21 protein-coding genes are annotated in these 21,117 nt (G+C 73.9%); 14 read left to right on the top strand and 7 right to left on the bottom strand.

Annotated features, from left to right (window positions below):
- The first annotated feature begins 122 nt into the window (after positions 1 to 122).
- Entirely contained in the window at positions 123 to 1,283 is a 1,161-nt protein-coding gene (locus ABD347_RS05255; protein WP_344357019.1) for a DUF2786 domain-containing protein, read from the top strand.
- A 230-nt stretch (positions 1,284 to 1,513) separates the two neighbouring features.
- Here the strand turns inward: ABD347_RS05255 and ABD347_RS05250 are convergent, their stop codons facing one another.
- From ABD347_RS05250 to rpmB, 3 genes are all read right to left on the bottom strand, one after another.
- Positions 1,514 to 1,828 carry a hypothetical protein gene (locus ABD347_RS05250; RefSeq protein ID WP_344356936.1) on the bottom strand — a complete coding sequence of 105 codons (315 nt, stop codon included), beginning with the start codon at positions 1,826 to 1,828 and terminating at the stop codon, positions 1,514 to 1,516.
- 61 nt (positions 1,829 to 1,889) lie between these two features.
- Positions 1,890 to 2,195, bottom strand: a complete 306-nt coding sequence (rpsN, locus tag ABD347_RS05245) for a 30S ribosomal protein S14 (RefSeq protein WP_344356935.1) — start codon at positions 2,193 to 2,195, stop codon at positions 1,890 to 1,892.
- Positions 2,195 to 2,431, bottom strand: a complete 237-nt coding sequence (gene rpmB, locus ABD347_RS05240) for a 50S ribosomal protein L28 (protein ID WP_344356933.1) — start codon at positions 2,429 to 2,431, stop codon at positions 2,195 to 2,197. Before rpmB ends, rpsN begins: the two co-directional genes overlap by 1 nt.
- 64 nt (positions 2,432 to 2,495) lie before the next feature.
- On the opposite strand from rpmB, the gene rpmG reads away from it, so the two are divergent.
- The 5 genes from rpmG to ABD347_RS05215 all read left to right on the top strand — a co-directional run bounded on the left by rpmG (position 2,496) and on the right by ABD347_RS05215 (position 4,786).
- Positions 2,496 to 2,660, top strand: coding sequence for a 50S ribosomal protein L33 (gene rpmG / locus ABD347_RS05235; protein WP_009192555.1), 165 nt, complete (start codon positions 2,496 to 2,498; stop codon positions 2,658 to 2,660).
- A gap of 6 nt (positions 2,661 to 2,666) precedes the next feature.
- Positions 2,667 to 2,924 (top strand): type B 50S ribosomal protein L31, encoded by a 258-nt coding sequence (locus ABD347_RS05230; protein ID WP_344356930.1) that lies wholly within the window; start codon positions 2,667 to 2,669, stop codon positions 2,922 to 2,924.
- Positions 2,924 to 4,051, top strand: coding sequence for a CobW family GTP-binding protein (locus ABD347_RS05225; RefSeq protein WP_344356927.1), 1,128 nt, complete (start codon positions 2,924 to 2,926; stop codon positions 4,049 to 4,051). The genes ABD347_RS05230 and ABD347_RS05225 overlap by 1 nt, the downstream gene beginning before the upstream one ends.
- Positions 4,052 to 4,054: 3 nt before the next feature.
- Positions 4,055 to 4,300 (top strand): 30S ribosomal protein S18, encoded by a 246-nt coding sequence (gene rpsR, locus ABD347_RS05220; RefSeq protein WP_344356924.1) that lies wholly within the window; start codon positions 4,055 to 4,057, stop codon positions 4,298 to 4,300.
- Between the two features lie 246 nt (positions 4,301 to 4,546).
- The gene (locus ABD347_RS05215) at positions 4,547 to 4,786 is read left to right on the top strand and encodes a DUF397 domain-containing protein (RefSeq protein WP_344356921.1); all 240 of its coding nucleotides are present in this window, start codon (positions 4,547 to 4,549) and stop codon (positions 4,784 to 4,786) included.
- 49 nt (positions 4,787 to 4,835) lie between these two features.
- Here ABD347_RS05215 and ABD347_RS05210 read toward each other — a convergent pair whose 3' ends face one another.
- On the bottom strand, positions 4,836 to 5,354 hold the full coding sequence (locus tag ABD347_RS05210) for an ATP-binding protein (RefSeq protein ID WP_344356918.1): 519 nt from the start codon (positions 5,352 to 5,354) through the stop codon (positions 4,836 to 4,838).
- A gap of 328 nt (positions 5,355 to 5,682) precedes the next feature.
- Here ABD347_RS05210 and ABD347_RS05205 point away from each other — a divergent pair, with 328 nt between their 5' ends.
- The 6 genes from ABD347_RS05205 (at position 5,683) to ABD347_RS05180 (ending at position 11,625) form a co-directional block, all read left to right on the top strand.
- On the top strand, positions 5,683 to 6,546 hold the full coding sequence (locus ABD347_RS05205; protein ID WP_425575580.1) for a helix-turn-helix domain-containing protein: 864 nt from the start codon (positions 5,683 to 5,685) through the stop codon (positions 6,544 to 6,546).
- Between the two features lie 81 nt (positions 6,547 to 6,627).
- Positions 6,628 to 8,085, top strand: a complete 1,458-nt coding sequence (locus tag ABD347_RS05200) for an aldehyde dehydrogenase family protein (RefSeq protein WP_344356912.1) — start codon at positions 6,628 to 6,630, stop codon at positions 8,083 to 8,085.
- A gap of 93 nt (positions 8,086 to 8,178) precedes the next feature.
- A complete protein-coding gene (locus tag ABD347_RS05195) occupies positions 8,179 to 8,715 on the top strand; it encodes a DinB family protein (protein ID WP_344356909.1) in 537 nt (178 codons plus the stop codon).
- A 101-nt stretch (positions 8,716 to 8,816) separates the two neighbouring features.
- On the top strand, positions 8,817 to 9,458 hold the full coding sequence (locus ABD347_RS05190; RefSeq protein WP_344357018.1) for a PadR family transcriptional regulator: 642 nt from the start codon (positions 8,817 to 8,819) through the stop codon (positions 9,456 to 9,458).
- 133 nt (positions 9,459 to 9,591) lie between these two features.
- Positions 9,592 to 10,350 carry a MerR family transcriptional regulator gene (locus ABD347_RS05185; protein ID WP_344356906.1) on the top strand — a complete coding sequence of 253 codons (759 nt, stop codon included), beginning with the start codon at positions 9,592 to 9,594 and terminating at the stop codon, positions 10,348 to 10,350.
- A gap of 591 nt (positions 10,351 to 10,941) precedes the next feature.
- Entirely contained in the window at positions 10,942 to 11,625 is a 684-nt protein-coding gene (locus ABD347_RS05180) for a DedA family protein (protein WP_344356903.1), read from the top strand.
- A 3-nt stretch (positions 11,626 to 11,628) separates the two neighbouring features.
- Here the strand turns inward: ABD347_RS05180 and ABD347_RS05175 are convergent, their stop codons facing one another.
- On the bottom strand, positions 11,629 to 16,116 hold the full coding sequence (locus tag ABD347_RS05175; RefSeq protein WP_344356900.1) for an HAD-IC family P-type ATPase: 4,488 nt from the start codon (positions 16,114 to 16,116) through the stop codon (positions 11,629 to 11,631).
- Positions 16,117 to 16,220: 104 nt separating this feature from the next.
- Here ABD347_RS05175 and ABD347_RS05170 point away from each other — a divergent pair, with 104 nt between their 5' ends.
- A complete protein-coding gene (locus ABD347_RS05170) occupies positions 16,221 to 16,514 on the top strand; it encodes a hypothetical protein (RefSeq protein ID WP_344356899.1) in 294 nt (97 codons plus the stop codon).
- A gap of 754 nt (positions 16,515 to 17,268) precedes the next feature.
- On the opposite strand, the gene ABD347_RS05165 is transcribed toward ABD347_RS05170, so the two are convergent.
- Both ABD347_RS05165 and ABD347_RS05160 read right to left on the bottom strand, forming a co-directional pair.
- On the bottom strand, positions 17,269 to 18,939 hold the full coding sequence (locus ABD347_RS05165) for a threonine/serine exporter family protein (RefSeq protein ID WP_344356896.1): 1,671 nt from the start codon (positions 18,937 to 18,939) through the stop codon (positions 17,269 to 17,271).
- A gap of 108 nt (positions 18,940 to 19,047) precedes the next feature.
- On the bottom strand, positions 19,048 to 19,542 hold the full coding sequence (locus tag ABD347_RS05160) for an inorganic diphosphatase (protein ID WP_073756976.1): 495 nt from the start codon (positions 19,540 to 19,542) through the stop codon (positions 19,048 to 19,050).
- 156 nt (positions 19,543 to 19,698) lie between these two features.
- Here ABD347_RS05160 and dacB point away from each other — a divergent pair, with 156 nt between their 5' ends.
- Positions 19,699 to 21,114 carry a D-alanyl-D-alanine carboxypeptidase/D-alanyl-D-alanine endopeptidase gene (dacB, locus tag ABD347_RS05155; RefSeq protein WP_344356891.1) on the top strand — a complete coding sequence of 472 codons (1,416 nt, stop codon included), beginning with the start codon at positions 19,699 to 19,701 and terminating at the stop codon, positions 21,112 to 21,114.
- The last annotated feature ends 3 nt before the right edge of the window (positions 21,115 to 21,117 follow it).

The raw sequence follows: 21,117 nt of genomic DNA, 5'->3' as shown, positions 1-21,117 counted from the left end.
GCGTGCCCGGCCCCGTCGGCCCGCGGTGACGCCCTCCGGCAGGTGTCCTGGGGTCAGGGCCACCCCCACCCCCTGCGACCATGGACGCCGGGAACGGCGTACGGAACGAGGAGGCGGCGGGCATGTCGGCGGGCCACACGGGGGCGACCAGTGTCGAGCGGGCGTTCGCGGCGGCGCTGTACGCCGAGGACGACACCGCCCTCGATACGGGGGCCTCCCTGCTGGCCGCCGATCCCGGCGCCGACGCGGAACTGGCGCGCCGGGGCGAGGAGTTCACACGCCGGGCGTGGCAGCGCGGCTGGCAGCCGGCCGATGTCGTCCGGCTCGTCCGCCGCGACCTGGACGAGCACCACGTGCGGCTGGTGGCGGGGCTGATCGTCGCCGAGACCGGTGGGTACGAGTGGCTGCCGCCCCGGTGGGCCGCGCAGATCGCCGGGCTCGGCGGCGCCGACTGGCGCGCGGACCGCTTCTCGTACGCCACCGCCGTGCTGGAGCTGTACCGGCTGCTCGCCCGCCTCCCCGCGATCGAGCCGGTGGGCCCCGTGCCGGGTGCCTCGCCCCTGTACTCCGCCCCCGTGCACGGCGAGCCGCGCATGCTGGGCCGGATCCGGGCGCTGCTGGCCAAGGCGGAGGCGACCGGGTACCCGGAGGAGGCCGAGGCGCTCACCGCGAAGGCGCAGGAGCTGATGGCCCGGCACAGTCTGGACGAGGCGGCGCTCGCGGCCCGGACGCACAGCCCGGAGGAGCCCGGCGCGCTGCGGATCGGCGTCGACGCGCCGTACGAGACGGCCAAGGCGATCCTGCTGGACGCGGTGGCGTCGGCGAACCGCTGCCGGGCGGTGTGGAGCGAGGCGTTCGGCTTCTCGACGGTCGTCGGCTTCGAGCCGGACCTGGAGGTCGTCGAGCTGCTGTACACCTCGCTGCTGGTGCAGGGCACGGGCGCGATGACGAAGGCGGAGGCCGAGCAGAGAGCGGGGGGACGCAAGCGTACGAAGACGTTCCGCCAGTCGTTCCTGCTGGCGTACGCGCACCGGCTCGGCGACCGGCTCACGTCCGCCTCCGAACGCGTCACGGCCGAGGAGCCGTCGTTGCTGCCGGTCCTGGCGGCGCGGGACGTGGCGGTGACGGAGCGGGCCGACCGGATGTTCCCCGAGACGACCACCACCCGGGTGCGGGGGGCCACCGACGAGGCGGGCTGGCACCACGGCACGGCGGCGGCCGACCGGGCGCGGACGGACCACGGGCGGGCGGCCGGGCGGGGCCGGGGCGCGCTGCCCGGCTAGGGCGACCTCACTGCCCGCCCGCAGGCGCCCCGCCGCGGCGCACGGGCGCATGCCACCCGCCGCCACCATGTCCTCCGCCCGGCGTGCCCCGTCAGGGATGTCCGCCTCGGTGAGGGTGTCGCGCGTGCCCCGGCCCGCGTGCCCCCGGCCCGGGTGACGACCGGCTTGCCCCGGTCGGAACCTCGCCGAGCCCTCGGTACGGGTGGTGCAGCCGTCGCCGCGGGTCGGCGTCAGGGCCACGTGTCCGTGCCGTGAGCGGCGCCCTGGCGCACGTGCGCCTCGGCCGGCACCACGGCGTGGCCCTGCTTGACGGTGACGCCGACGGGCCTGCCGTCCGTGAGCCCCACCCGGGACCCGTCCGCCGCGCCGGAGGTGGCCGCAGGGGTGGTCGGGGACGGGGTGGGGCTGCTGACGGGTGCGGTGGCCTCGCCCCCGGTGGCCGACGGGTCGCCGGTCGCGGTCGCCGCCGCGACCGGCCCACCCGGGCACGGCGGCGGTGACCACCGCCGTGACGGCCCAGTGCGTACGAGCCTGTGCGCGTCCACGCCGCGTCTCCCCGGCGCCGGAGCCGGCGACGCGCGCCGAGCTACCGGCCGGTGGCTCCGGCTACCAGGACGACTTGGTGACCCCGGGCAGGAACCCGGCGTGCGCCTGCTGCCGCACGTTCACGCGGGAGAGCCCGAACCTGCGCAGGTGGCCGCGCGGGCGGCCGTCCACGCTGTCGCGGTTGCGGACCCGGGTGGGGCTGGCGTCACGCGGCTGACGGCGCAGTTCCGCCTGGGCGGCGAGCCGCTCGGCCTCCGGGGTGCCGGGGTGCCGGATGAGTTCCTTCAGCTCCGCGCGGCGGGCCGCGTACCGCTCGACGACCGCCTTGCGCCGCTCATTGCGGGCGATCTTGCTCTTCTTGGCCATCAGACCTTCACCCCCCGGGCGCGGATCCGGGCCACGGCGGCCTCGATCCCGATGGTGTCGACGGTCTTGATGCCCTTGGTGGACAGGGTGAGCCGGACGTACCGGCCCTCGCTCGGCAGCCAGTAGCGCTTGCGCTGGATGTTGGGGTCGAAGCGCCGGGACGTACGCCGGTGCGAGTGCGAGATGCGGTTGCCGAAGCCCGGCTGGGCGCCGGTCAGCTGGCAGTGGGCGGACATGGGGTGATCTACCTCTCTGGGGACCGTCTTGGAAATGGAAACCATTTCCACTTACTCTAGCGCCATGGCCCGCAACGAACTCCGACCGGTCATCAAGCTCCGGTCCACCGCCGGCACCGGCTACACCTACGTGACCCGCAAGAACCGCCGTAACGACCCCGACCGCCTGACGCTGCGCAAGTACGACCCGGTCGTCGGGCGGCACGTCGATTTCCGAGAGGAGCGCTGAGGCGCCGTGAAGCAGGGAATCCACCCCCCGTACGAGCCCGTGGTCTTCCGTGACAAGGCGGGTGGCTTCGCCTTCCTGACCCGGTCCACCGCGACCAGCGACAAGACGGTCGAGTGGGAGGACGGCAACACGTACCCCGTCATCGACGTCGAGATCTCCTCCGCGAGCCACCCCTTCTACACGGGCCAGGCGCGCGTCCTGGACACGGCCGGACGCGTGGAGCGGTTCGAGCAGCGCTACGGCCGGCGACGCGGGGCCCGCTGATGCTGTCCGTCGCTCTCGTCGGCGGGCTGCACTCCGAAGCCCGCGCGGCCGCCGTGGAGCGGCTGCTCGCCACCGTCCCCGGCAGTGTGGCGCTCCACCACGACCTGGCGGCCGCCGCCGAGCGGGGCACGGTCACGCGCACCGTGCGCGACGCGTCGGGCGTCCTGTCGTCGGACGAGACGCCGCTGGTCAACGACTGCGCGTGCTGTGCGCTGCGCGAAGACCTGGTGCCCGAGCTGGAGCGGCTGGCGGACGCCGGACTGACCCGGCTCGCGGTGGTCGAGCTGTGGGACTCGGTCGAGCCCAAGGCCATGGCCGAGGTCGTCGCGGCGGCCGGGCTGACGGTCAGCTCGGTGATCACCGCGGTCGACCCGGCCCTGCTGCTGCCGTACCTCGGCAACGGCGACGACCTGAGGGAGGCGGGTCTCGCCGCCGCCGGCAGCGATCAGCGCACCATCGCCGACACCTGGGCGCGCCAGCTGGAGTACGCGCCCGTGCTCGCCGTCCTGGACAACCCGGACGCCGACGACGAGGACCGGGCGCTGCTCGCCCAGCTCCACCCGACGGCCCTCCGGGTGCCCCTGCCCGACGGGGACCTGGCCGCCGCCGCGCTGGCCGGGTTCGACGTCGAGGCGGCGGCCGCCGCCCAGCACCCGGCCTGTGCGCTGCTGCCGCAGGAGGCGGACGCGCACGGCGTCGGTACGTACGTGTGGCACCGGAGCCGCCCGTTCCACCCGGAGCGGCTCTACGCGGCGCTGGAGGACCTGTGCTGTGCGGCCGCGCGCAGCCGGGGGCGGTTCTGGCTGGCCGACCGGCCCGACACGCTGCTGGCCTGGGACGCGGCGGGCGGCGCCCTGTGCGTCGAGCCCGCCGGGCCGTGGCTCGCCTCGCTGCCGGACGCCGCCTGGGAGATGGTCCCGCCGGTGCGCCGGGCGGCGGCCGCGCTGGACTGGGACCCCGAGCACGGGGACCGCTGCCAGCACCTGGTCTTCACCTCACCGGGCCTGGACCGCGAGGGGCTCGCCGAGCTCCTCGACTCCTGCCTGCTCACCGACGCGGAGTACGCCGCGGGCCGCGAGGCCTGGAAGCGGCTCCCGCCCGCCTTCGACGCCCTCCTGGAGGTCTGACCCATGTCCCCGCGCCGCCCGGCCGACCGCAAGCCCGCCAAGTCCCGGCCCAACCCCCTGGACCGCGACGGCATCACGTACATCGACTACAAGGACACCGACCTGCTGCGGAAGTTCATCTCCGACCGAGGCAAGATCCGCAGCCGGCGGGTGACGCGTGTGTCGGCGCAGCAGCAGCGGCAGCTGGCCCGCGCGATCAAGAACGCACGGGAGATGGCCCTGCTGCCGTACTCCTCGTCGGCGCGCTGACGCCCCGCGCGTACGCGCCTCCGGTGAAAGGCCCTCCTTCCGGGAGGGCCTTTTCGTATGTCGTGCACGAAGAAGGGAGCCATGGGAGCGCCTCGTGCGTCTCTATGGGCGTACGGGGGAGTGGCGGAGCGCCTGTAACCGTGGGACCACCCCCCGTGCACGTGCATCTGCACATGCGATGCGCACGTGAACCTCGCTATGATCCGGATAGTTGACACCTGCATCATGTATCTCGGGGAGTGTCCTGTGGACCACGTGTACAACGGCATGGCGGCCACGGAGCTTCACGGCGTCGTATGGCAGAAGAGCAGACACAGCAACTCGCAGGGCTCGTGCGTCGAGTTCGCCAAACTGCCCGGCGGGGATGTGGCCGTACGCAATTCCCGGCACCCCGACGGCCCGGCGCTGGTGTACACCCCGGCGGAGATAGAGGCCCTGCTGCTGGGCGTCAAGGACGGCGAGTTCGACCACCTGGCGGCCGGCTGAGGCCACCGGCTCGCCGGTGGGGGCGCCCCTGGGGGCGCCCCGTGTCGTTCTACGGCGTCTGCCGCGTGCCGGGCGTGTCCGGCAGGCGGAACAGGGCCCAGACCACCTTGCCGTGGAGCGTGCCCGCCAGCGGATGCCAGCCCCAGCTGTCACTGAAGGACTCGACCAGGAAGAGCCCCCGGCCGGACTCGGCCGAGAAGTCCTCGTCCGACTCGCGCGCCATGGGGCTGTCCGGGCTGGGGTCACGCACCGCGCACACCAGCCGGCTCGCCCAGCGCATCAGGTGCAGCCGCACCGGTGGGTCGTGCGGGGCCTCGCGGGGCGTGTCGGCGGGCAGGGCGTGCCGGAGCGCGTTGGTGACGAGTTCGGACACCACCAGCGCGACGTCGTCGAACCGGTCGGTGAGGTCCCACTGGGCCAGGGTCGTGCTGGTGAACTTCCGCGCCCCGCGCACCGCCTCATAGCGGGCGGGCAGCGCGCACGAGGCGGAGCTGGAGACGGAAGCGGCGTCGATCGGTGGAAGCCCCTGCCTTAAAGGCTCGAGCATGGTCGATCCATTCGTCCCCATGCGAGGCACTCCCCCGATTCGCGGCTGTGGTGCGACAACACGAACGACTACGCAGGTGCGCGGGGTCCATGGTTCCCAATGCGACCACCTGATGCAAGGGCAGATGCACGTGCACGTGCCCGACGTGCCCCTCCCCGTGCCGGTTGCGGGCCATATCTTCCGCCCCCGATTTTCACCGGCGGGACGCCCGCGCGGCCTGGACTCGGTCAAGCCTTCGTCTTTGCGTAACCGGGCGAGTACGCGGTGAAGCGTTTTGGTGGCAGAATCCGGCGTCTCGGAGTTCGGGGGTGCTCCGTCGTACACATCAGCGATGGGGAGGGTTGGAGACGTGACCGCAAGTGAGTCGAGCGGTTCCGTGGTGCGGCGCATCCTGCTGGGATCCCAACTGCGGCGGCTGCGCGAGTCGCGCGGCATCACGCGCGAGGCCGCCGGCTATTCGATCAGGGCGTCCGAATCCAAGATCAGCCGCATGGAGTTGGGCAGGGTGAGCTTCAAGGCGAGGGACATCGAGGACCTGCTCACGCTGTACGGCGTCACCGACGACGCCGAGCGCGAGTCCCTGCTCGGTCTCGCCCGCGAGGCCAACGTCGCCGGCTGGTGGCACAGTTACGGCGACGTGCTGCCCGGCTGGTTCCAGACCTACATCGGTCTGGAGGGTGCCGCCTCGGTCATCCGCATCTACGAAGTGCAGTTCGTGCACGGCCTGTTGCAGACGGAGGCGTACGCGCACGCCGTCGTCGCCCGCGGCATGCCGGGCGCCTCGGAGGCCGAGATCGACCGGCGCGTGGCGCTGCGGCTGGAGCGCCAGAAGGTGCTCGTCTCCGAGCGCGGGCCGCGCTTTCACGCCGTTCTCGACGAGGCGGCCCTGCGCCGCCCGTACGGCGACCGGAAGGTGATGCGCGACCAGCTCAAGCACCTGATCGAGGTCTCCGAGCAGCCCAACGTCACCCTCCAGGTCATGCCCTTCAGCTTCGGCGGCCACGCGGGCGAGAGCGGCGCGTTCACCATGCTGCGGTTCCCCGAGTCCGACCTGTCGGACATCGTCTACCTGGAGCAGCTGACGAGCGCGCTGTACCTCGACAAGCGCGAGGAGGTGGCCCACTACGAGCGGGTGATGGCCAGGCTGCACCAGGACAGCCCGGGCCCCGAGGAGAGCCGCGACCTTCTCCGAGGTCTCCTCCAACTCACCTGACCCGCCAGTAGGATGACGTTCCATCAAACGCGTCGTCATGAGCGTGTCATGCACAGGTGCGCGCCCTCGGGAAGGGATGGCATGTCCTACTTCACAGACCTGGCCCTGCAGTACATAGACGGTGAGTGGCGGGCCGGCGGCGGCTCGTGGGACATCATCGACTTCAACCCGTACAACGAGGAGAAACTCGCCTCCATCACCGTGGCCACGGTCGAGGAGGTGGACCGGGCCTACCGGGCGGCCGAGCGGGCCCAGCGCGCATGGGCGGACACCAACCCGTACAAGCGCCGCGCCGTCTTCGAGCGAGCCCTGCGGCTCATCGAGGAGCGCGAGGAGGAGATCACCGAGGCGATCATCACCGAGCTCGGCGGTACGCGCACCAAGGCGGCCTTCGAGCTGCACCTGGCCAAGGAGTTCCTGCGCGAGGCGGTCGGCCTGGCGCTGCGCCCCGAGGGCCGCATCCTCCCCTCGCCGGTCGACGGCAAGGAGAACCGCCTCTACCGGGTGCCCGTCGGTGTCGTCGGCGTGATCAGCCCGTTCAACTTCCCCTTCCTGCTCTCGATCAAGTCCGTGGCCCCGGCGCTCGCCCTCGGCAACGCGGTCGTCCTCAAGCCCCACCAGAACACCCCGATCCTCGGCGGTGCCCTGGTCGCGAAGATCTTCGAGGACGCCGGACTCCCGCCCGGAGTGCTCAACGTCGTGATCACCGACATCGCCGAGATCGGCGACGCGCTGATCGAGCACCCGGTCCCCAAGGTCATCTCCTTCACCGGATCCGACCGCGTCGGCAGGCACGTCGCCACCGTCTGCGCCGCCAACTTCAAGCGCTCCGTACTGGAGCTGGGCGGCAACAGCGCCCTCATCGTGCTCGACGACGCGGACATCGACTACGCCGTCGACGCGGCCGTCTTCAGCCGGTTCGTGCACCAGGGACAGGTGTGCATGGCCGCCAACCGGGTGCTGGTGGACCGGTCGGTGCGGCAGGAGTTCACCGACAAGTTCGTGGCCAAGGTCCGCACCCTCCGGGCCGGCGACCCGGCCGACCCCGCCACCCACATCGGCCCCCTGATCAACTCCTCCCAGGCCGAGGCCGTGACCACGCTGGTCGACCAGACCGTCACCGCCGGCGCGACGGCCCTCGTACGCGGCGGGGCCGAGGGCAACGTGGTGTCGCCGACCGTGCTGACCGACCTGCCGGCCGGCTCCCCGGTCCTGAACCAGGAGATCTTCGGGCCCGTGGTGATGCTCATCCCCTTCGACGGGGAGGACGAGGCGGTACGGATCGCCAACGACACCCCGTACGGGCTCAGCGGCGCCGTCCATACGGGTGACGTCGAGCGCGGCGTACGGGTCGCCCAGCGCATCGACACCGGCATGATCCACATCAATGACGGCACCGTCCACGACGAGCCGATCGTGCCGTTCGGGGGCGAGAAACACTCAGGTGTCGGGCGGCTGAACGGCGATTCCACGGTGGATGCCTTCACCACCTACAAGTGGATCTCGATCCAGCACGGCCGGAGCCGCTTCCCCTTCTGAGGCCACTTCCGCCCGCAAGTTGAGGACAGAACCTGACCGCGAGGGTCCGTAGGTTGGTGGTCGTAAAGCACCAACCGGAAAGGCGGACAGGTCATGGTCACCCACGTTCCTTCAGAGGCCCACGGCGACGAGCGCGGCGCGCTGCTGAACTTCATCGAGGCGCAGCGCGGCGCGGTCCGCCGTACGGTGCTCGGGCTGACCGAGGAGCAGGCCGCGTCCCGTCCCAGCGCCAGCGAGCTGTCGCTCTCGGGGCTGCTCAAGCACGTCGCCGAGACGGAACTCGCCTGGGTGCGGATGGCGCAGCAGCAGCCGAACGAGAAGCAGCGGAACCAGGAGACGTGGGCGGACGGCTTCCGGCTGACGGAGGACGAGACCATCCCCGGCGTGCTGGCGTTCTGGGACGGTGTCGCCAAGGAGACCGAGGAACTGCTGCGGACGGTCCCGAGCCTGGACGACACCTTCCCGCTGCCCGAGGCGCCCTGGTACCCCAAGGACGCCCGGGTCTCCATGCGGTGGCTGGGCATGCACCTGGTCGAGGAGATCGCCCGGCACGCCGGCCACGCCGACATCATCCGGGAGTCGCTGGACGGGAAGGGCGCCTTCGACCTGATCGCGCTCGAGCGGGGCTGACGCGCGGCACCCGCGTTCGAGCGGGGCTGACGCGGCACCCGCCGGGCTCCGGTGCCCCCTGCGTACCCTGGTCGGGGTGGACGGGAAGGGTGCGTGAGGAGATGTCGGCGATCCGGCTGCTGGTCCTGGGAGCCGTGCGCCGGCACGGGCGGGCGCACGGCTACCAGATCCGCAACGACCTGGAGTTCTGGGGCGCGCACGAGTGGTCCAACGCCAAGCCGGGATCGATCTACCACGCGCTGAAGCAGATGGCGAAGCAGGGTCTGCTGCACGCCTACGAGACCGCGCCGAGCACGGCCGGTGGTCCGCCGCGCACCGAGTACGAGGTCACCGCCCGGGGCACCGAGGAGTACTTCACGCTGCTGCGCGAGTCGCTGACGGCGTACGACCAGAGGACGGACGTCCTGTCGGCGGGGGTCGGCTTCATCGTCGACCTGCCGCGCGAGGAGGCCGTCGCGCTGCTCAAGCGGCGGATCGAGGGGCTGGAGCGGTGGCGGGCGGGCGTCACGGAGTACTACACGCCCGCGGACGGCCCGGAGTCGCTCGGCCACATCGGCGAGATCATGAACATGTGGGTGCACTCGGCCGACGCGGGCGCCGCGTGGACGCGCGGGCTGATCGAGCGCATCGAGGGCGGCGCGTACACGTTCGCCGGTGAGGGCGAGCCCTTCGTGGGCGTGCTGGCGGAGGGCGAGGAGAACCCGTACGCCACGGGGATCGCGCACCCCGGCGACGTCCGGTAGCGGCACCGACGGCGTCCGTACCTTCCGGTGGGTTGACCCCGGCCGGTCCGCGAGAACCGGAGGGCTTGCACCTCACGTGGCGTGAGGGCCCAGGCTGGCCGCGTACCGAGAAGCAAGAAGGGAGCGGAGGGCCATGAGCTACTCCGTGGGACAGGTCGCTGCTTTCGCCCACGTCACGGTGCGGACCCTGCACCACTACGACGAGATCGGGCTGCTCTCCCCGAGCGGCCGCAGCCACGCGGGCCACCGGCGTTACGACGACGCCGACCTCGACCGGCTGCAGCAGATCCTGTTCTACCGGGAGCTGGGCTTCCCGCTCGACCAGGTCGCGGTCCTGATCGACGACCCCGACGTGGACCCGCGGGAACACCTGCGGCGCCAGCACGAGCTGCTGTCCACGCGGATCGCCGAGCTGCAGAGGATGGCCGAGGCCGTCGAACACGCCATGGAGGCCAGGAAGATGGGCATCAATCTCACGCCCGAGGAGAAGTTCGAGGTGTTCGGGGACCACGACCCCGACCAGTACAACGAGGAGGTCGAGCGGCGCTGGGGCGGCACCGACGCCTACCGGGAGTCGGCCCGCCGGACGGCGCGCTACACCAAGGCGGACTGGCTGCGGATGAAGGAGGAGTCGGCCGACTGGGGCGCCCGCTACCAGGCCCTGATGGCGGAGGGCGAGCCGCCGACGGGCGAGCGGGCGATGGACCTGGCGGAGGAACACCGCCTGCAGATCGACCGGTGGTACTACACATGCACCTACGAGATCCACGGGTGCCTCGCGGACATGTACGTCGAGGACGAGCGCTTCACGGCGTACTACGACGCCATGCGGCCCGGCCTCGCCGAGCACCTCAGCGCCGCGATCCACGCCAACGCCGCCCGTCACGCCTGACCTCCGGGGGCCCCGCGTCGCAGCGGAACCGCCCGGCGGCTCGGGGCGCCGGTGGGGCGCCGGGCGGGCGCCGACGGGCGCCGGTGGGGTGCCCGGCGGGTCGGGGCGCCGGTCGGCGGGGATGCCGATCGGGCGTCGGTCGGGTCGGGGTGCCGGTGGGACGCCGACGGGCGCCGGTGGGGCCGGGGTGCCGGTCGGGTCGGGGCGCCGCCGGGGCCGGTCCGGGCCGGTTGGTTCGCGGGGTCGGGGCCCGGCCAGGGGGCGAGCCCCGGGTGGGCGGCGTACGCCCGGTGGTCCGCCCCTGTCTGCCGGCTCCGTGGGCCGGGTGGCCGGTTCGGTGAACCCGGGGGCCGGGGGCCTCCGCGCACTGGTCTTTCCCACCCGTTGCCGGATGCGGTCGTGCCGCGTGCCGACGCCGCGCGGGGCGGCCGGGCCACCGGGTGCGGTGTCGGCTCCGGGGGCCGGGCCGGGCCGGGGGCGGGCCGGGGCCGGGCGGCGGGCGGGAGGGGACGTGGAACCGGGAGTGGGGCGGATGCGTTGATAGCTTTGGGCAGCCGTCCCCCGCCCACTGACCCAGGAGCCCCGGAACCCGTGAATACGCTTGCGCTCGGACCGAGCTGGCTGGACCCGGACTACCTCATCGAGACCTTCGGCCTCATCGGCGTCCTGGTCATCGTCTTCGCCGAGTCCGGACTGCTGATCGGTTTCTTCCTCCCCGGTGACTCGTTGCTGTTCACCACGGGCCTGCTGGTCACCACCGGCGTGCTCGACACCCCGCTGTGGCTGGTCTGCACCTTGATCGTGCTGTCGGCGATCATCGGTGACCAGGTGGGTTACCTCTTCGGCCGCAAGGTCGGACCGGCCCTCTTCAAGCGCCCGGACTCCCGCCTCTTCAAGCAGGAGAACGTGGAGAAGGCCCATGTGTTCTTCGAGAAGCACGGCCCCAAGTCGCTGATCCTCGCCCGGTTCGTACCGATCGTCCGGACGTTCACGCCGATCATCGCCGGTGTGAGCCGGATGAACTACCGCTCGTTCATCACCTTCAACATCATCGGCGGTGTCCTCTGGGGCGCCGGCGTGACGCTGCTCGGGGCGTCGCTGGGCAAGATCGACTTCGTCCACAAGAACATCGAGGCCATCCTCATCCTCATCGTGCTCCTCTCGATCGTCCCGATCGTGGTCGAGTACCTGCGCGCCCGTTCCCACAGCAAGAAGCAGCCGGTCATCGAGGACGGGGCGCCGCAGGTCCAGCGCGGGCGGCACGCCAAGCGCTGACCGTTACAGCGAGGTCCCCTGCTCCTGCCGCGCCTCCTGCTGTGCCTGGTGCTCCTGCACTGTCTGGTGCTCCTGTTGCTCCTCCTCCGCCGCCGTCATGGAGCGGATCAGCGGCGACAGGACCGTACCCAGCAGGGTCGCCGTGACGATCGAGCTCAGGGCGATGCCCCAGCCGACCGGCCCGAGCGGGGTGCAGCCGAAGAACTGGCTGACGCCCGGGGTCTGGATCACGGCGGCCAGCACCGCAGCCGAGCCCAGGCTCGCCGCGAGGACGTTCCGGTCGAGGCCGCCGGTCGCGAGGGTCTGGGCCAGTTGCGTACCGACGACCGCCGCCAGGGCCACCGTGCCCGCCCGCCTGCTGCGGCCCGTCAGGCGGGCACCGGTCCACGCCAGCCCCGCGCCGGTGGCCGTGATGGCGCCGCGCAGCAGCATCTCGTTGGTGAGCGCGCTGCCGAGCGACCGGCTCGGGCCCTCCTCCAGGAGCCGTTCCGCGGCCTGCCCGGCCGGCTCCCGCACGGCGATGGCCAGCGAGGGCGCCAGGTCGGTCAGCAGGTTGACCAGCATGATCTGACGGGCGTTCAGCGGCGTGGTGCCGGTCAGCGTGGAGACCAGCACGCTGAAGGTGACCTCGCCGAGGTTGCCGCCGATGAGGATGCCCAGCGCGGCCCGGACCGAGGTCCACATGGAGCGGCCCTCCATCAGCGCCGAGACGATCGTCTCCAGCCGGTCGTCGCCCACCACCAGGTCGGCGGCGGCCGTCGCGGACGGCGTGCCGCGCCGCCCGAGCGCGATGCCGATGTCGGCGAGCCGGATGGCGGGCGCGTCGTTGGCGCCGTCCCCGGTCATCGCGACGACCCGGCCGACGCGCTGGTACGCCTGGACGATACGGACCTTGTGGTGCGGGCTGCACCGGGCGATGACGTCCACCCCCGGCAGCAGCTCGTCCAGCTCCTCGTCGCCGAGTTCGTCCAGTTCGGCGCCCGTGCAGACCTTCGGGTCGGTGACGTCGCTGATGGTGGACGCGATGGCGTCGGCGGTGGCCGGGTGGTCACCGGTGAGCATCACGGTGTGCACACCCGCCTCCCGCAGCCGCGCCGTCGCCGGGGCGGCGCCCGCCCGGACCGGGTCGGCCAGGGTGACGAACCCGAGGAACGTCAGGTCCCGCACGCTGTCGTCGGTGAGCTCCTCCTCCGGGGCCATCCGGCGCTCCGCCACCGCGAGCACCCGCCGCCCGGCGCCCGCCAGTTCCTCCGCCCCGGCGTTCAGCCGGGCGATTCCCCCGTCGTCGAGCGCCTCGGCCCGGCCGTCGGTGGTACGGCGCCGGGCACAGCGGCCCAGGACGTTCTCCGGCGCGCCCTTCACGCTCAGCAGCAGACCGTGCGCCGTCTGCCCGGACGTCGCGTGGTAGGCGCGGGACGGCTCGAAGGGCAGCGTGTCCAGCCTCCGCCAGCGGGCCGCGCCCTGCCGTACGGACACCTTGGCGCCGGCCGCCCCGTCCGTCACCGCGCGGTCCGTCTGGTGCGCCATGGGTTCGGACTGCCGGGCGGGCGGGGTGGCCCGCAGCGCGGCGGCGAGGACGTCCTTGCGCGGGCCGTCCAGCCGGTCCAGCGGTACGGCGCCCTCGCCGTCGCTGACGGCCGCCAGCCGCAGCTTGCCCTCCGTGAGTGTCCCGGTCTTGTCGAAGCACAGCACGTCGGCGCGGCCGAGCGCCTCGATGGTGCGCGGGTTGCGGACGAGCGCGCCGACGTCTGCCAGGCGCCTGGCCGCCGCCAGTTGGGCGGCGTTGACCAGGAAGGGCAGCCCTTCGGGTACGGAGGCGACGGCCAGGTTCACCGCCGAGGCGAGGTTCTCGGTGAGGGGCCGCCCGTGCAGCAGGCCCGCCGCGGCGACCGCGCCGGCCGAGCCGAGCGCGACGGGCAGGCTGGACCGGGTGAGCGAGGCGAGCCGGGCCTCCACACCGGTCTCCGGCGCGGCCTGCCGGGCCGTGGCGAGGCTGCGCCCCACCTCGGTGCTCGAACCGGTCGCCACGACCACGGCCACGCCCCGCCCGGAGGAGACGGTGGTGCCCTCGTAGACCATCGAGCGGCGGCCGGTGAGGTCGGTGGCGACCACCGGTGCCGGGTCCTTGTGGACGGCCAGGGACTCGCCGGTCAGCGACGACTCGTCGACCTCCAGACCCTCGGCCTCCAGCAGCCGGCAGTCCGCCGGTACGACGTCCTCGGGCCGCAGCAGGACGATGTCGCCCTCCACCAGGTCGCCGGCCGTCACCAGCCGCTCGCGTCCTCCCCGGCGTACCCGCGCGCCGATGGCCGAGCGGCGGAACAGCTCCTCCAGGGCCCGTTCGGTCCGTACCCGCTGGAAGCCGCCGATCAGCGCCGAGGTGCCGGTGATGGCGGCGACCAGTCCGGCGTCGGTGCGTGAACCCACGGCGGTGGCGAGGGCCGCGCCGCCCGCCAGGATCGGCGTCAGGGGGTTGGCCAGCTCCTCGGCGAAGGCGGACGGCAGGGTGAGGCGGGCCGGCTCGTTGCCGCCGCCCCGGCCCCCGGCGCGGGCGGCGGCCTCGTCGGCGGACAGGCCGTCGGGGGTGGCGCGGAGCCGCTCCAGGACCCGGTCGGGCGGCATCAGGTGCCAGGGCACCGTCGTCACGGGCGGGGCGAGCGGGCGGGCCAGGAGCTGCCGGGCACGCCAGGCGCCCATGCAGAACGCGACACCCGCCGCGGTGGTCGTGGCCGCCATCCCGTGGGCGGTCGCCTGCGCGGGCGGCGCCTGGAGCGCGGCCACGGCTCCGATGGCGCTGCCGCCGCCCGCGAGCACCGCGCTGTCCCGGTCGACCCGCGCCGCCATGCCGACGGCGTCGACGATGATGCCCGCCGATTCGAGGTCGGCGCCGACGATGAGGTGCGCGCCCCAGGCGGGCGGCTCGCCCTCCCGGTGCACGCCGACGCCGCAGTCGGCCGCCCCCAGTGCCCGCCGGTTGCCGGACACCAGCAGGACCACCGCGCCGTCGGCCTGGAGGCCGCGTACGGAGGCGACCAGGCGCCCGCCCGCCGGGACCACCGCGTCGGCGAACGTGAACGCCGGCGCCTCCCGGTCGGTGGCCAGCACCACCCGCGCCCCCGCCCGCCGGGCCGCGGCCGCGACGGCGTCGGCGCCCGGGGCGGTCTGCGTGGCGAGCCCGGCCACGGCCTGCAGCCGGTGGCCGCGCGCCAGGCCGAGGGTCCGCTCGCTGCCGCGCCGGCGCAGCCGCCCCTCGGCCTGCCGCCCGGTGCGGCCGGTCAGCTCCAGCTCGTCCAGCGGTCCGAGGACCCAGCCGTCGTCGTCACGGGCGGTGCGCAGGGGCGCGTCGGAGTCGAACAGCGCGAAGAGCCGGTCCGCGGTCCGTTCGGGGTCGGCGCCGCCGAGCAGCTCCAGGTCCACCGGTTCGTAGCGGTCGCCGCGCAGCGCGTCCTCCTCCAGGACGACGGTGTCCACCTGCCCCAGGCGCCGCAGCGCGCCGCGGTCCATGGTGACGACGCCCCGCAGCGCCAGGGCCCGGCCCAGGCGGGTCGCGAAGCCCTCACGGCCCGCGTCCGGGGCCTTCGGTACGGCGGACAGGGCGACGGCCAGTCCCTTGCGGGGCCCCGCGAACGGGACCGTGAGGGCGCCGGCCGCCAGCCCCGCGGCGGCGGCGCGCTCGGCGTAGCGGTCGGTCGAGTCCTTGGGCGGCGAACCGGCGCGGTCGACGACGATCGGCTCGGCGGAGGCGTCGTCGGGCCCGGTGACGAGCCGCGGTTCGGCCTCGTCCCACGCGGCGCGTTCGGCGGTGGCCTCCCGCCACTGGGCGACCCTTTCGAGGACGTCCAGCACGAGGCCTCCGCCGCGGGTGGCGACGCCCTGGGCGAGGGCGCTGACCACCGGCAGTACGGACTCGGCCCGCTCCGTGCTGCTGAGCTCGGCGACCAGGTGCCGCAGCCGCGGGTGGTGCTGGACGGCGCCTGCGAGGGCCGCGACCTCGGGCGGCAGCCGGAACCACGGCGCCAGTTGCCGCGCGGAGGCGATGGCCAGCCCCACCGCGTCGGCGGCCAGCACGGGCACCGACTGGCGGGTCTTGGGCCCCTCGCAGGGGTGGTGCGGCTCCGGGCACCAGTCGTCGCCCTCGTCGGCGTGCGCGGCGAGCTCCCCCTCGGCCCGCGCGACGAGGGCGACCAGCTCGCGGTCGGAAGGCGACGGTTCGGACACGGCCACCACCACGCGCTCGGACGGCGCGTTCACCCGGGCCCACAGCACGCCCGGGTGCTCCTCCACGGCGCGCTCCACCCGCCGGGCGACCCGCGCGCCGCCCGCGCCGTGCACGCCGTGCACCTCGATGTAGCACCGGCCGGGCCGCCGCCACACGCCGCGCGGCGGAAGCCCCATGAGGTGGGCGGCCACATCGGCGGCCCCACGCACGCCGGCGGCGACTCCGTACGTCACGCCGGACGCTATCGGCCCGAGCAGTTGCAGCGGTGACATGGGCGGTCCCTCCGGTCCGTGGCCCCGTCCGATTCAGCCGTCCCGGAATGGATACCCTGAAATATGGACAAACAGCCTGTACCGCATCCTTGGATGTGAGATCTGTGGCCACCTCTCCCTCCCCCTCCGCATCAGACAAGCGCACGGTCACTTTCACCGTCCCGTCCCTCGACCGGGTCGCGCACGCCGCGGCCAACACCGCGCTGCTGCCGGTGGCGGTCGCGCGGCAGGTGCTCCCCGCGAAGGGCGGCCTGCCGCTCTACCTGGGCCTCGGGGCGCTGGGCGCCGCGGACGTCATCGAGTGGCCCGTCGCCATCGGCGTCGGCCTCGGCTACGCGGTCCTCCGCCGCGGAGGCCTGATGTCCGCGGGCTCCGCCCGCCCCCGCGCCACCGCCTGAAGGAGCCCCCGCACCCCGGCGGGCCTCGCGCCGCGGCGGGCGGCGCGCCCTGGCGGGTCCGGCGCCTGGCGGGCGTCGCGCCCTGGCGGGCCTCATGCCCCGGCCGGTCCGGTCCCGAGCCCCGACCCGCCAGGCGCCAGGCGGCCTCGCGTCCGGCGGGTCCCGCGCCGCCCGGGCTGCGGCTCGCCGTCGGCGCCCGCAGATCCCCGTGCGGCCCGTCCCGGTGCGCGGTCCCGGGCCGCGTTCCGTGCGGTCCTCCGCGGTGGGCCCCGTGTGGCCCGGGGCCGCGTCGCCGCGCGGCGCAGCCGGTGGGTGGGGGGCGTGGCCCCTCCGGGCTCGTCTCCTCGAGGTCGGCGGCCTTCGGGTACGGGATCGGAAGCCGGCCCGCTGCCGCCGACCTCTGCGGGGACGACCCTGCACGGCCCCGCCCCGCCCGGCACGCCGGGTGCGGATCGGTGGGGCGAGGGGCGAGCGGTGGTGAGATGGCGGTCGCTGTCCCGCGACGCCCCGCCGGTTGCCACCACCCGGTGGGTGGCCTTCGGGTACGGGATCGGGAGCCCGCCTGGTTCCGCCATACCTCTGCGGGGACGACCCGTCCGGGTGCGGATCGGTGGGGCTTCCCCTGGGGGAGGGGCGAGCGGTGGTGGCCCTCAGTCCTTGAGGGCGGCGGGGGTACGGGGTCGGAAGCCCCGCTGCCGCCGACGACCGGCGGAGCCGCTCCGGGACGCCCGCGAGAGCGGGGCGCCCGCTCGGGCTAGAAGCCTCGGGTGCGCTTCGCCGCGCGGCGCAGCGAGGCCGAGCCCGGCGCCCGGATGAACAGCCGGGCCATCTCGCCGCCCAGGTTCACGCCGATCGCGATGGCCAGCGCCAGCGCGGCCGCGCGTGCCAGCGAGGTGAAGCCGGCGTCCATGTTGTTCTGCGCGATGTTCAGCACCCCGAGGTACGTGGCGCTACCCGGCAGCAGGGGCCCGATCGCCGCCGTCACGTACGGCAGCGACGAGGTGTGCTCGTACCGGGCCATCAGCTGCCCGAACAGGCCGACCAGCCCCGCCGCGACCGCCGTCGCCATCACCGCCGAGCCACCCGCCGTCACCGCTATCGCCGCGTAGATCACCCACGCCGCGCCCCCGTTCAGCGCCACGAACAGCACCGTGGAACGCTCCTGCTGGAGCAGGACGGCGAACGTCACCGACAGCAGCACCGCCGCCAGGATCTGGATCACCGGCCGCTCGACCGTGTTGAGCAGGCCCTCGGGGTTGAGCTTGGCGCCGAGCTGGACGCCTCCGTACAGGACGGAGAGCACGCCCACCACGATGGCGACGAAGAAGTACCCCACCTCCAGCAGGCGGGCCGAGGCGGTGATGTAGAAGCCGGTCAGCCCGTCCTGCACGGCGGCCACCAGAGCCCGTCCCGGGATCAGCGCGAACAGCCCACCGGTGATCACGGCGTTCGGCCGGAGTCCGGCGTGCAGCAGGCTGACCATCACGCCCAGCGCGGCCGGGGGCACCGCGGCCACCGCGAACTGGTAGAACTCCGGCAGCCCGCGCCCCGCGCAGAGCCACGCCAGCCGGTCGCCCAGCATCGCGCCGGCCGCCGCGATCAGGAACACCGCCATACCGCCGCCCAGCAGCATGGACGCGCTGCCCGCGAGCCCGCCCGCCGCCACGGTGAGCACCCACCCGGGGTAGGGGTGCCGGTTACGGCGGATCTCCGCGAGGCGCCGGTACGCCTCCTCCAGCGAGACCTCGTAGTCGTCGGAGTTGATGTCGGCGACCAGCGTGTAGACCGCCGACAGCCGGTTGTAGTCGGTGCCGCGCCGCCGCACGGTCCGGCTCACCGTGACCGGGTCGTCGACCAGCGACGGCTGGTAGGTGACGCCAAGCAGCGTGAAGGTGACCGTCGGCTCGCAGCGGTCGAGCCCGTACGAGCGGCAGATCGCGAACATCGCCGCCTCGACGTCCTCCGCACCCTCGCCGCCCGCCAGCAGCAGTTCGCCGATACGCAGCGTCAGGTCGAGCACGCGCGGCACGGCGGGCCCGGCGTCGTCCTGCTTCTGCACCGACTCCGGCACCGGACGCTCGCTGACCGGCATCCGGAGCATGGTGCGCATCCGGTCCTGCCACGGCGCGTCCTTGGACAGCCGTATCGCGGGGAACCCCTCGGCGGGCGTGAAGGCCGGCGGGGACTCCTTCGCCGAGTACGTGGAGGGCGGGGCGAACGCCGACCCCTCCGGCCCGGCGGGCGCCTCGGGCGCCAGCCCCCGAGGGAGGGCGAACTCCGAAGTCGTCTGCTGGTCCTCCTCGTTACCGGAGGGCTGCTCCACGCCCGGCGGGGGCGCGAAGGCGCTGTGTGCCTCATCGGACTGAGGCTTACGGTCCTCGGGACCGTCCGTCTCCGGCGCCACTGTGCTCGTCCTCGCTCCCATCCGACCCATCCGATCCGCCTGCCCAGTATGGGCACGGCCAAGGGCCCGCACACGACGACGGGCGGCACACCCCGGGGGTGCGCCGCCCGTCGTACGGGAACGGGGGCCTCAGTGAGCGCCGCCCTGCGCCTCCAGGCGCTTGATGGAGGCCTCGATCTCGGCCTCGGCCTCGGCGCGGCCGACCCAGTCGGCGCCCTCGACGGACTTGCCGGGCTCGAGGTCCTTGTAGACCTCGAAGAAGTGCTGGATCTCCAGGCGGTCGAACTCCGACACGTGGTGGATGTCGCGCAGGTGCTCCATACGCGGGTCCGAGGCCGGCACGCACAGCAGCTTGTCGTCGCCGCCCGCCTCGTCCGTCATCCGGAACATGCCGATGGCGCGGCACTTGACCAGGACACCCGGGAAGGTCGGCTCGTCCAGGATGACCAGCGCGTCCAGCGGGTCGCCGTCCTCGCCCAGGGTGCCCTCGACGAAGCCGTAGTCGGCCGGGTAGACGGTCGACGTGAAGAGGTGGCGGTCCAGCCGGATACGACCGGTCTCGTGGTCCACCTCGTACTTGTTCCGCGACCCCTTCGGGATCTCGATGGTGACGTCGAACTCCACGGGTGGCTCCTCCAAGATCAACACAAATGTCGGGTGATACTGCTCCCCCAGCAGGACCGGACCGCCGTGCTCACCGGGGGTGCCGTGCTCACGGCACAGCTCAGTGGTTAAGTGTCCCTCACGCAACTGTGTGCTCGCGAAAGGGGCTGGTCAGCCGTGCTGGAGCCGAAGCTGGTGCAGCTCACCGCGGGTTCCGCCGTGCTCGGCCTCGTCCTGGCGGCCGGGGCGGTGACCCTGACCGGGCCCTGGGACTCGGGTCAGCGTACGGCCGAGCGCGTCCGGGCCGGCGCCCAGGCCCGTACAGGTGGCGCAGATCACGACGCGGCCGGCCCCGAACGGCCCGCGCCCGCCCCGGCCCCCAGCGCCCCCGGCGTCCTCACCGCCCTCACCGCCACGGAGGCCGCCCCCGAGCCGGCCGCGCCGCCGCCCGCACCCCTGGCGGCCACCCTCGGCCCGCTGCTCGCCGACCCGGGCCTCGGCCCGCTGCGCACGGCATCCGTCATCGACGTCACGACGGGCAAGCAGCTGTACGGGAGTGGGGCGGGCACCGCGATGACACCCGCCTCGACCATCAAGATCGCCACCTCGGCCGCGGCCCTCACCGCCCTCGGCCCCGACCACCGCATCCCCACCACGACCGTCACCGGCCCCGACGCCAGGCGCGTCACCCTCGTCGGCGGCGGCGACCCCACCCTCGACCGGGCCCGGCTCGGCGCCCTGGCCGCCGACACCGCCCGCGCCCTTCGCTCCCGCGGTGTCACCACCGTCACCCTGGCGTACGACACCTCCCGGTACACCGGCCCCGAGCGGCACCCGATCGGCGTCAACGGCAACATCGCCCCGGTCACCGCCCTGATGACCGACGAGGGCCGTCTCGACGGGTCGGCCAGCGGCCCCGCCCCGCGCTCCGCCGACCCCGCCGGCGACACCGCCCGCGCCTTCGCCGCCCTGCTCACCCGACACGGCGTCACCACCGGCAAGGCCCCGGCACGCGCGCGTGCGCCCCAAAAAGCCGTCCCGCTCGCCAAGACCTGGTCCGTGCCCCTGTCCGCCCTCGTCGAGCGCGCCCTGACCCACAGCGACAACGACCTCGCCGAGGCCCTCGCCCGCCAGACCGCGATCGCCTCCGGCCACCCCGCGAGCTTCGACGGCGCCGGCCGCGCCGTCGCCGAGCGGCTGCGTGAGCTGGGCGTACCGCTCGCCGGAGCCAGGTTCGCCGACGGCAGCGGCCTGGACCGCCGCGACCGGGCCTCCGCCGCACTCCTCACCGCGCTGCTCGCCCGAGCGGCCGACCCCGCCCGGCCCCAGCTCCGCCCCGTCCTCACCGGCCTGCCGGTCGGCGGCTTCAGCGGCACCCTGGCGGACCGCTACACCGACGGCTCCCCGGGCGCGGTGGGCGCCGGGCTGGTGCGGGCCAAGACGGGCACCCTGACCGGCGTCAACACCCTGGCCGGCACGGTGGTGACCGCCGACGGCCGGCTGCTGGCCTTCGCGTTCCTCGCCGGGCGCACCCCGTCCGCCGCCGCCGCCCAGCCCGCCCTGGACAGGCTCGCCTCCGCGCTCGTCCCGTGAGCC

This window comes from Streptomyces gobitricini (assembly GCF_039532985.1).
GTDB classification, from domain to species: Bacteria; Actinomycetota; Actinomycetes; order Streptomycetales; family Streptomycetaceae; genus Streptomyces; species Streptomyces gobitricini.
The sequence above is the reverse complement of the archived record's forward strand: the minus strand, read 5'-3'. Positions and strand labels throughout refer to the sequence as shown.

Coding starts and splice junctions, on each gene's coding strand:
- ABD347_RS05185 (WP_344356906.1), top strand. CDS start 9,592: ATGAGCTACTCCGTGGGACAGGTCGCTGCTTTCGCCCACGTCACGGTG.
- ABD347_RS05175 (WP_344356900.1), bottom strand. CDS start 16,116: ATGTCACCGCTGCAACTGCTCGGGCCGATAGCGTCCGGCGTGACGTAC.
- ABD347_RS05190 (WP_344357018.1), top strand. CDS start 8,817: ATGTCGGCGATCCGGCTGCTGGTCCTGGGAGCCGTGCGCCGGCACGGG.
- ABD347_RS05195 (WP_344356909.1), top strand. CDS start 8,179: ATGGTCACCCACGTTCCTTCAGAGGCCCACGGCGACGAGCGCGGCGCG.
- rpmB (WP_344356933.1), bottom strand. CDS start 2,431: ATGTCCGCCCACTGCCAGCTGACCGGCGCCCAGCCGGGCTTCGGCAAC.
- rpsR (WP_344356924.1), top strand. CDS start 4,055: ATGTCCCCGCGCCGCCCGGCCGACCGCAAGCCCGCCAAGTCCCGGCCC.
- ABD347_RS05165 (WP_344356896.1), bottom strand. CDS start 18,939: ATGGGAGCGAGGACGAGCACAGTGGCGCCGGAGACGGACGGTCCCGAG.
- rpsN (WP_344356935.1), bottom strand. CDS start 2,195: ATGGCCAAGAAGAGCAAGATCGCCCGCAATGAGCGGCGCAAGGCGGTC.
- ABD347_RS05225 (WP_344356927.1), top strand. CDS start 2,924: ATGCTGTCCGTCGCTCTCGTCGGCGGGCTGCACTCCGAAGCCCGCGCG.
- ABD347_RS05200 (WP_344356912.1), top strand. CDS start 6,628: ATGTCCTACTTCACAGACCTGGCCCTGCAGTACATAGACGGTGAGTGG.
- ABD347_RS05255 (WP_344357019.1), top strand. CDS start 123: ATGTCGGCGGGCCACACGGGGGCGACCAGTGTCGAGCGGGCGTTCGCG.
- rpmG (WP_009192555.1), top strand. CDS start 2,496: ATGGCCCGCAACGAACTCCGACCGGTCATCAAGCTCCGGTCCACCGCC.
- ABD347_RS05210 (WP_344356918.1), bottom strand. CDS start 5,354: ATGGGGACGAATGGATCGACCATGCTCGAGCCTTTAAGGCAGGGGCTT.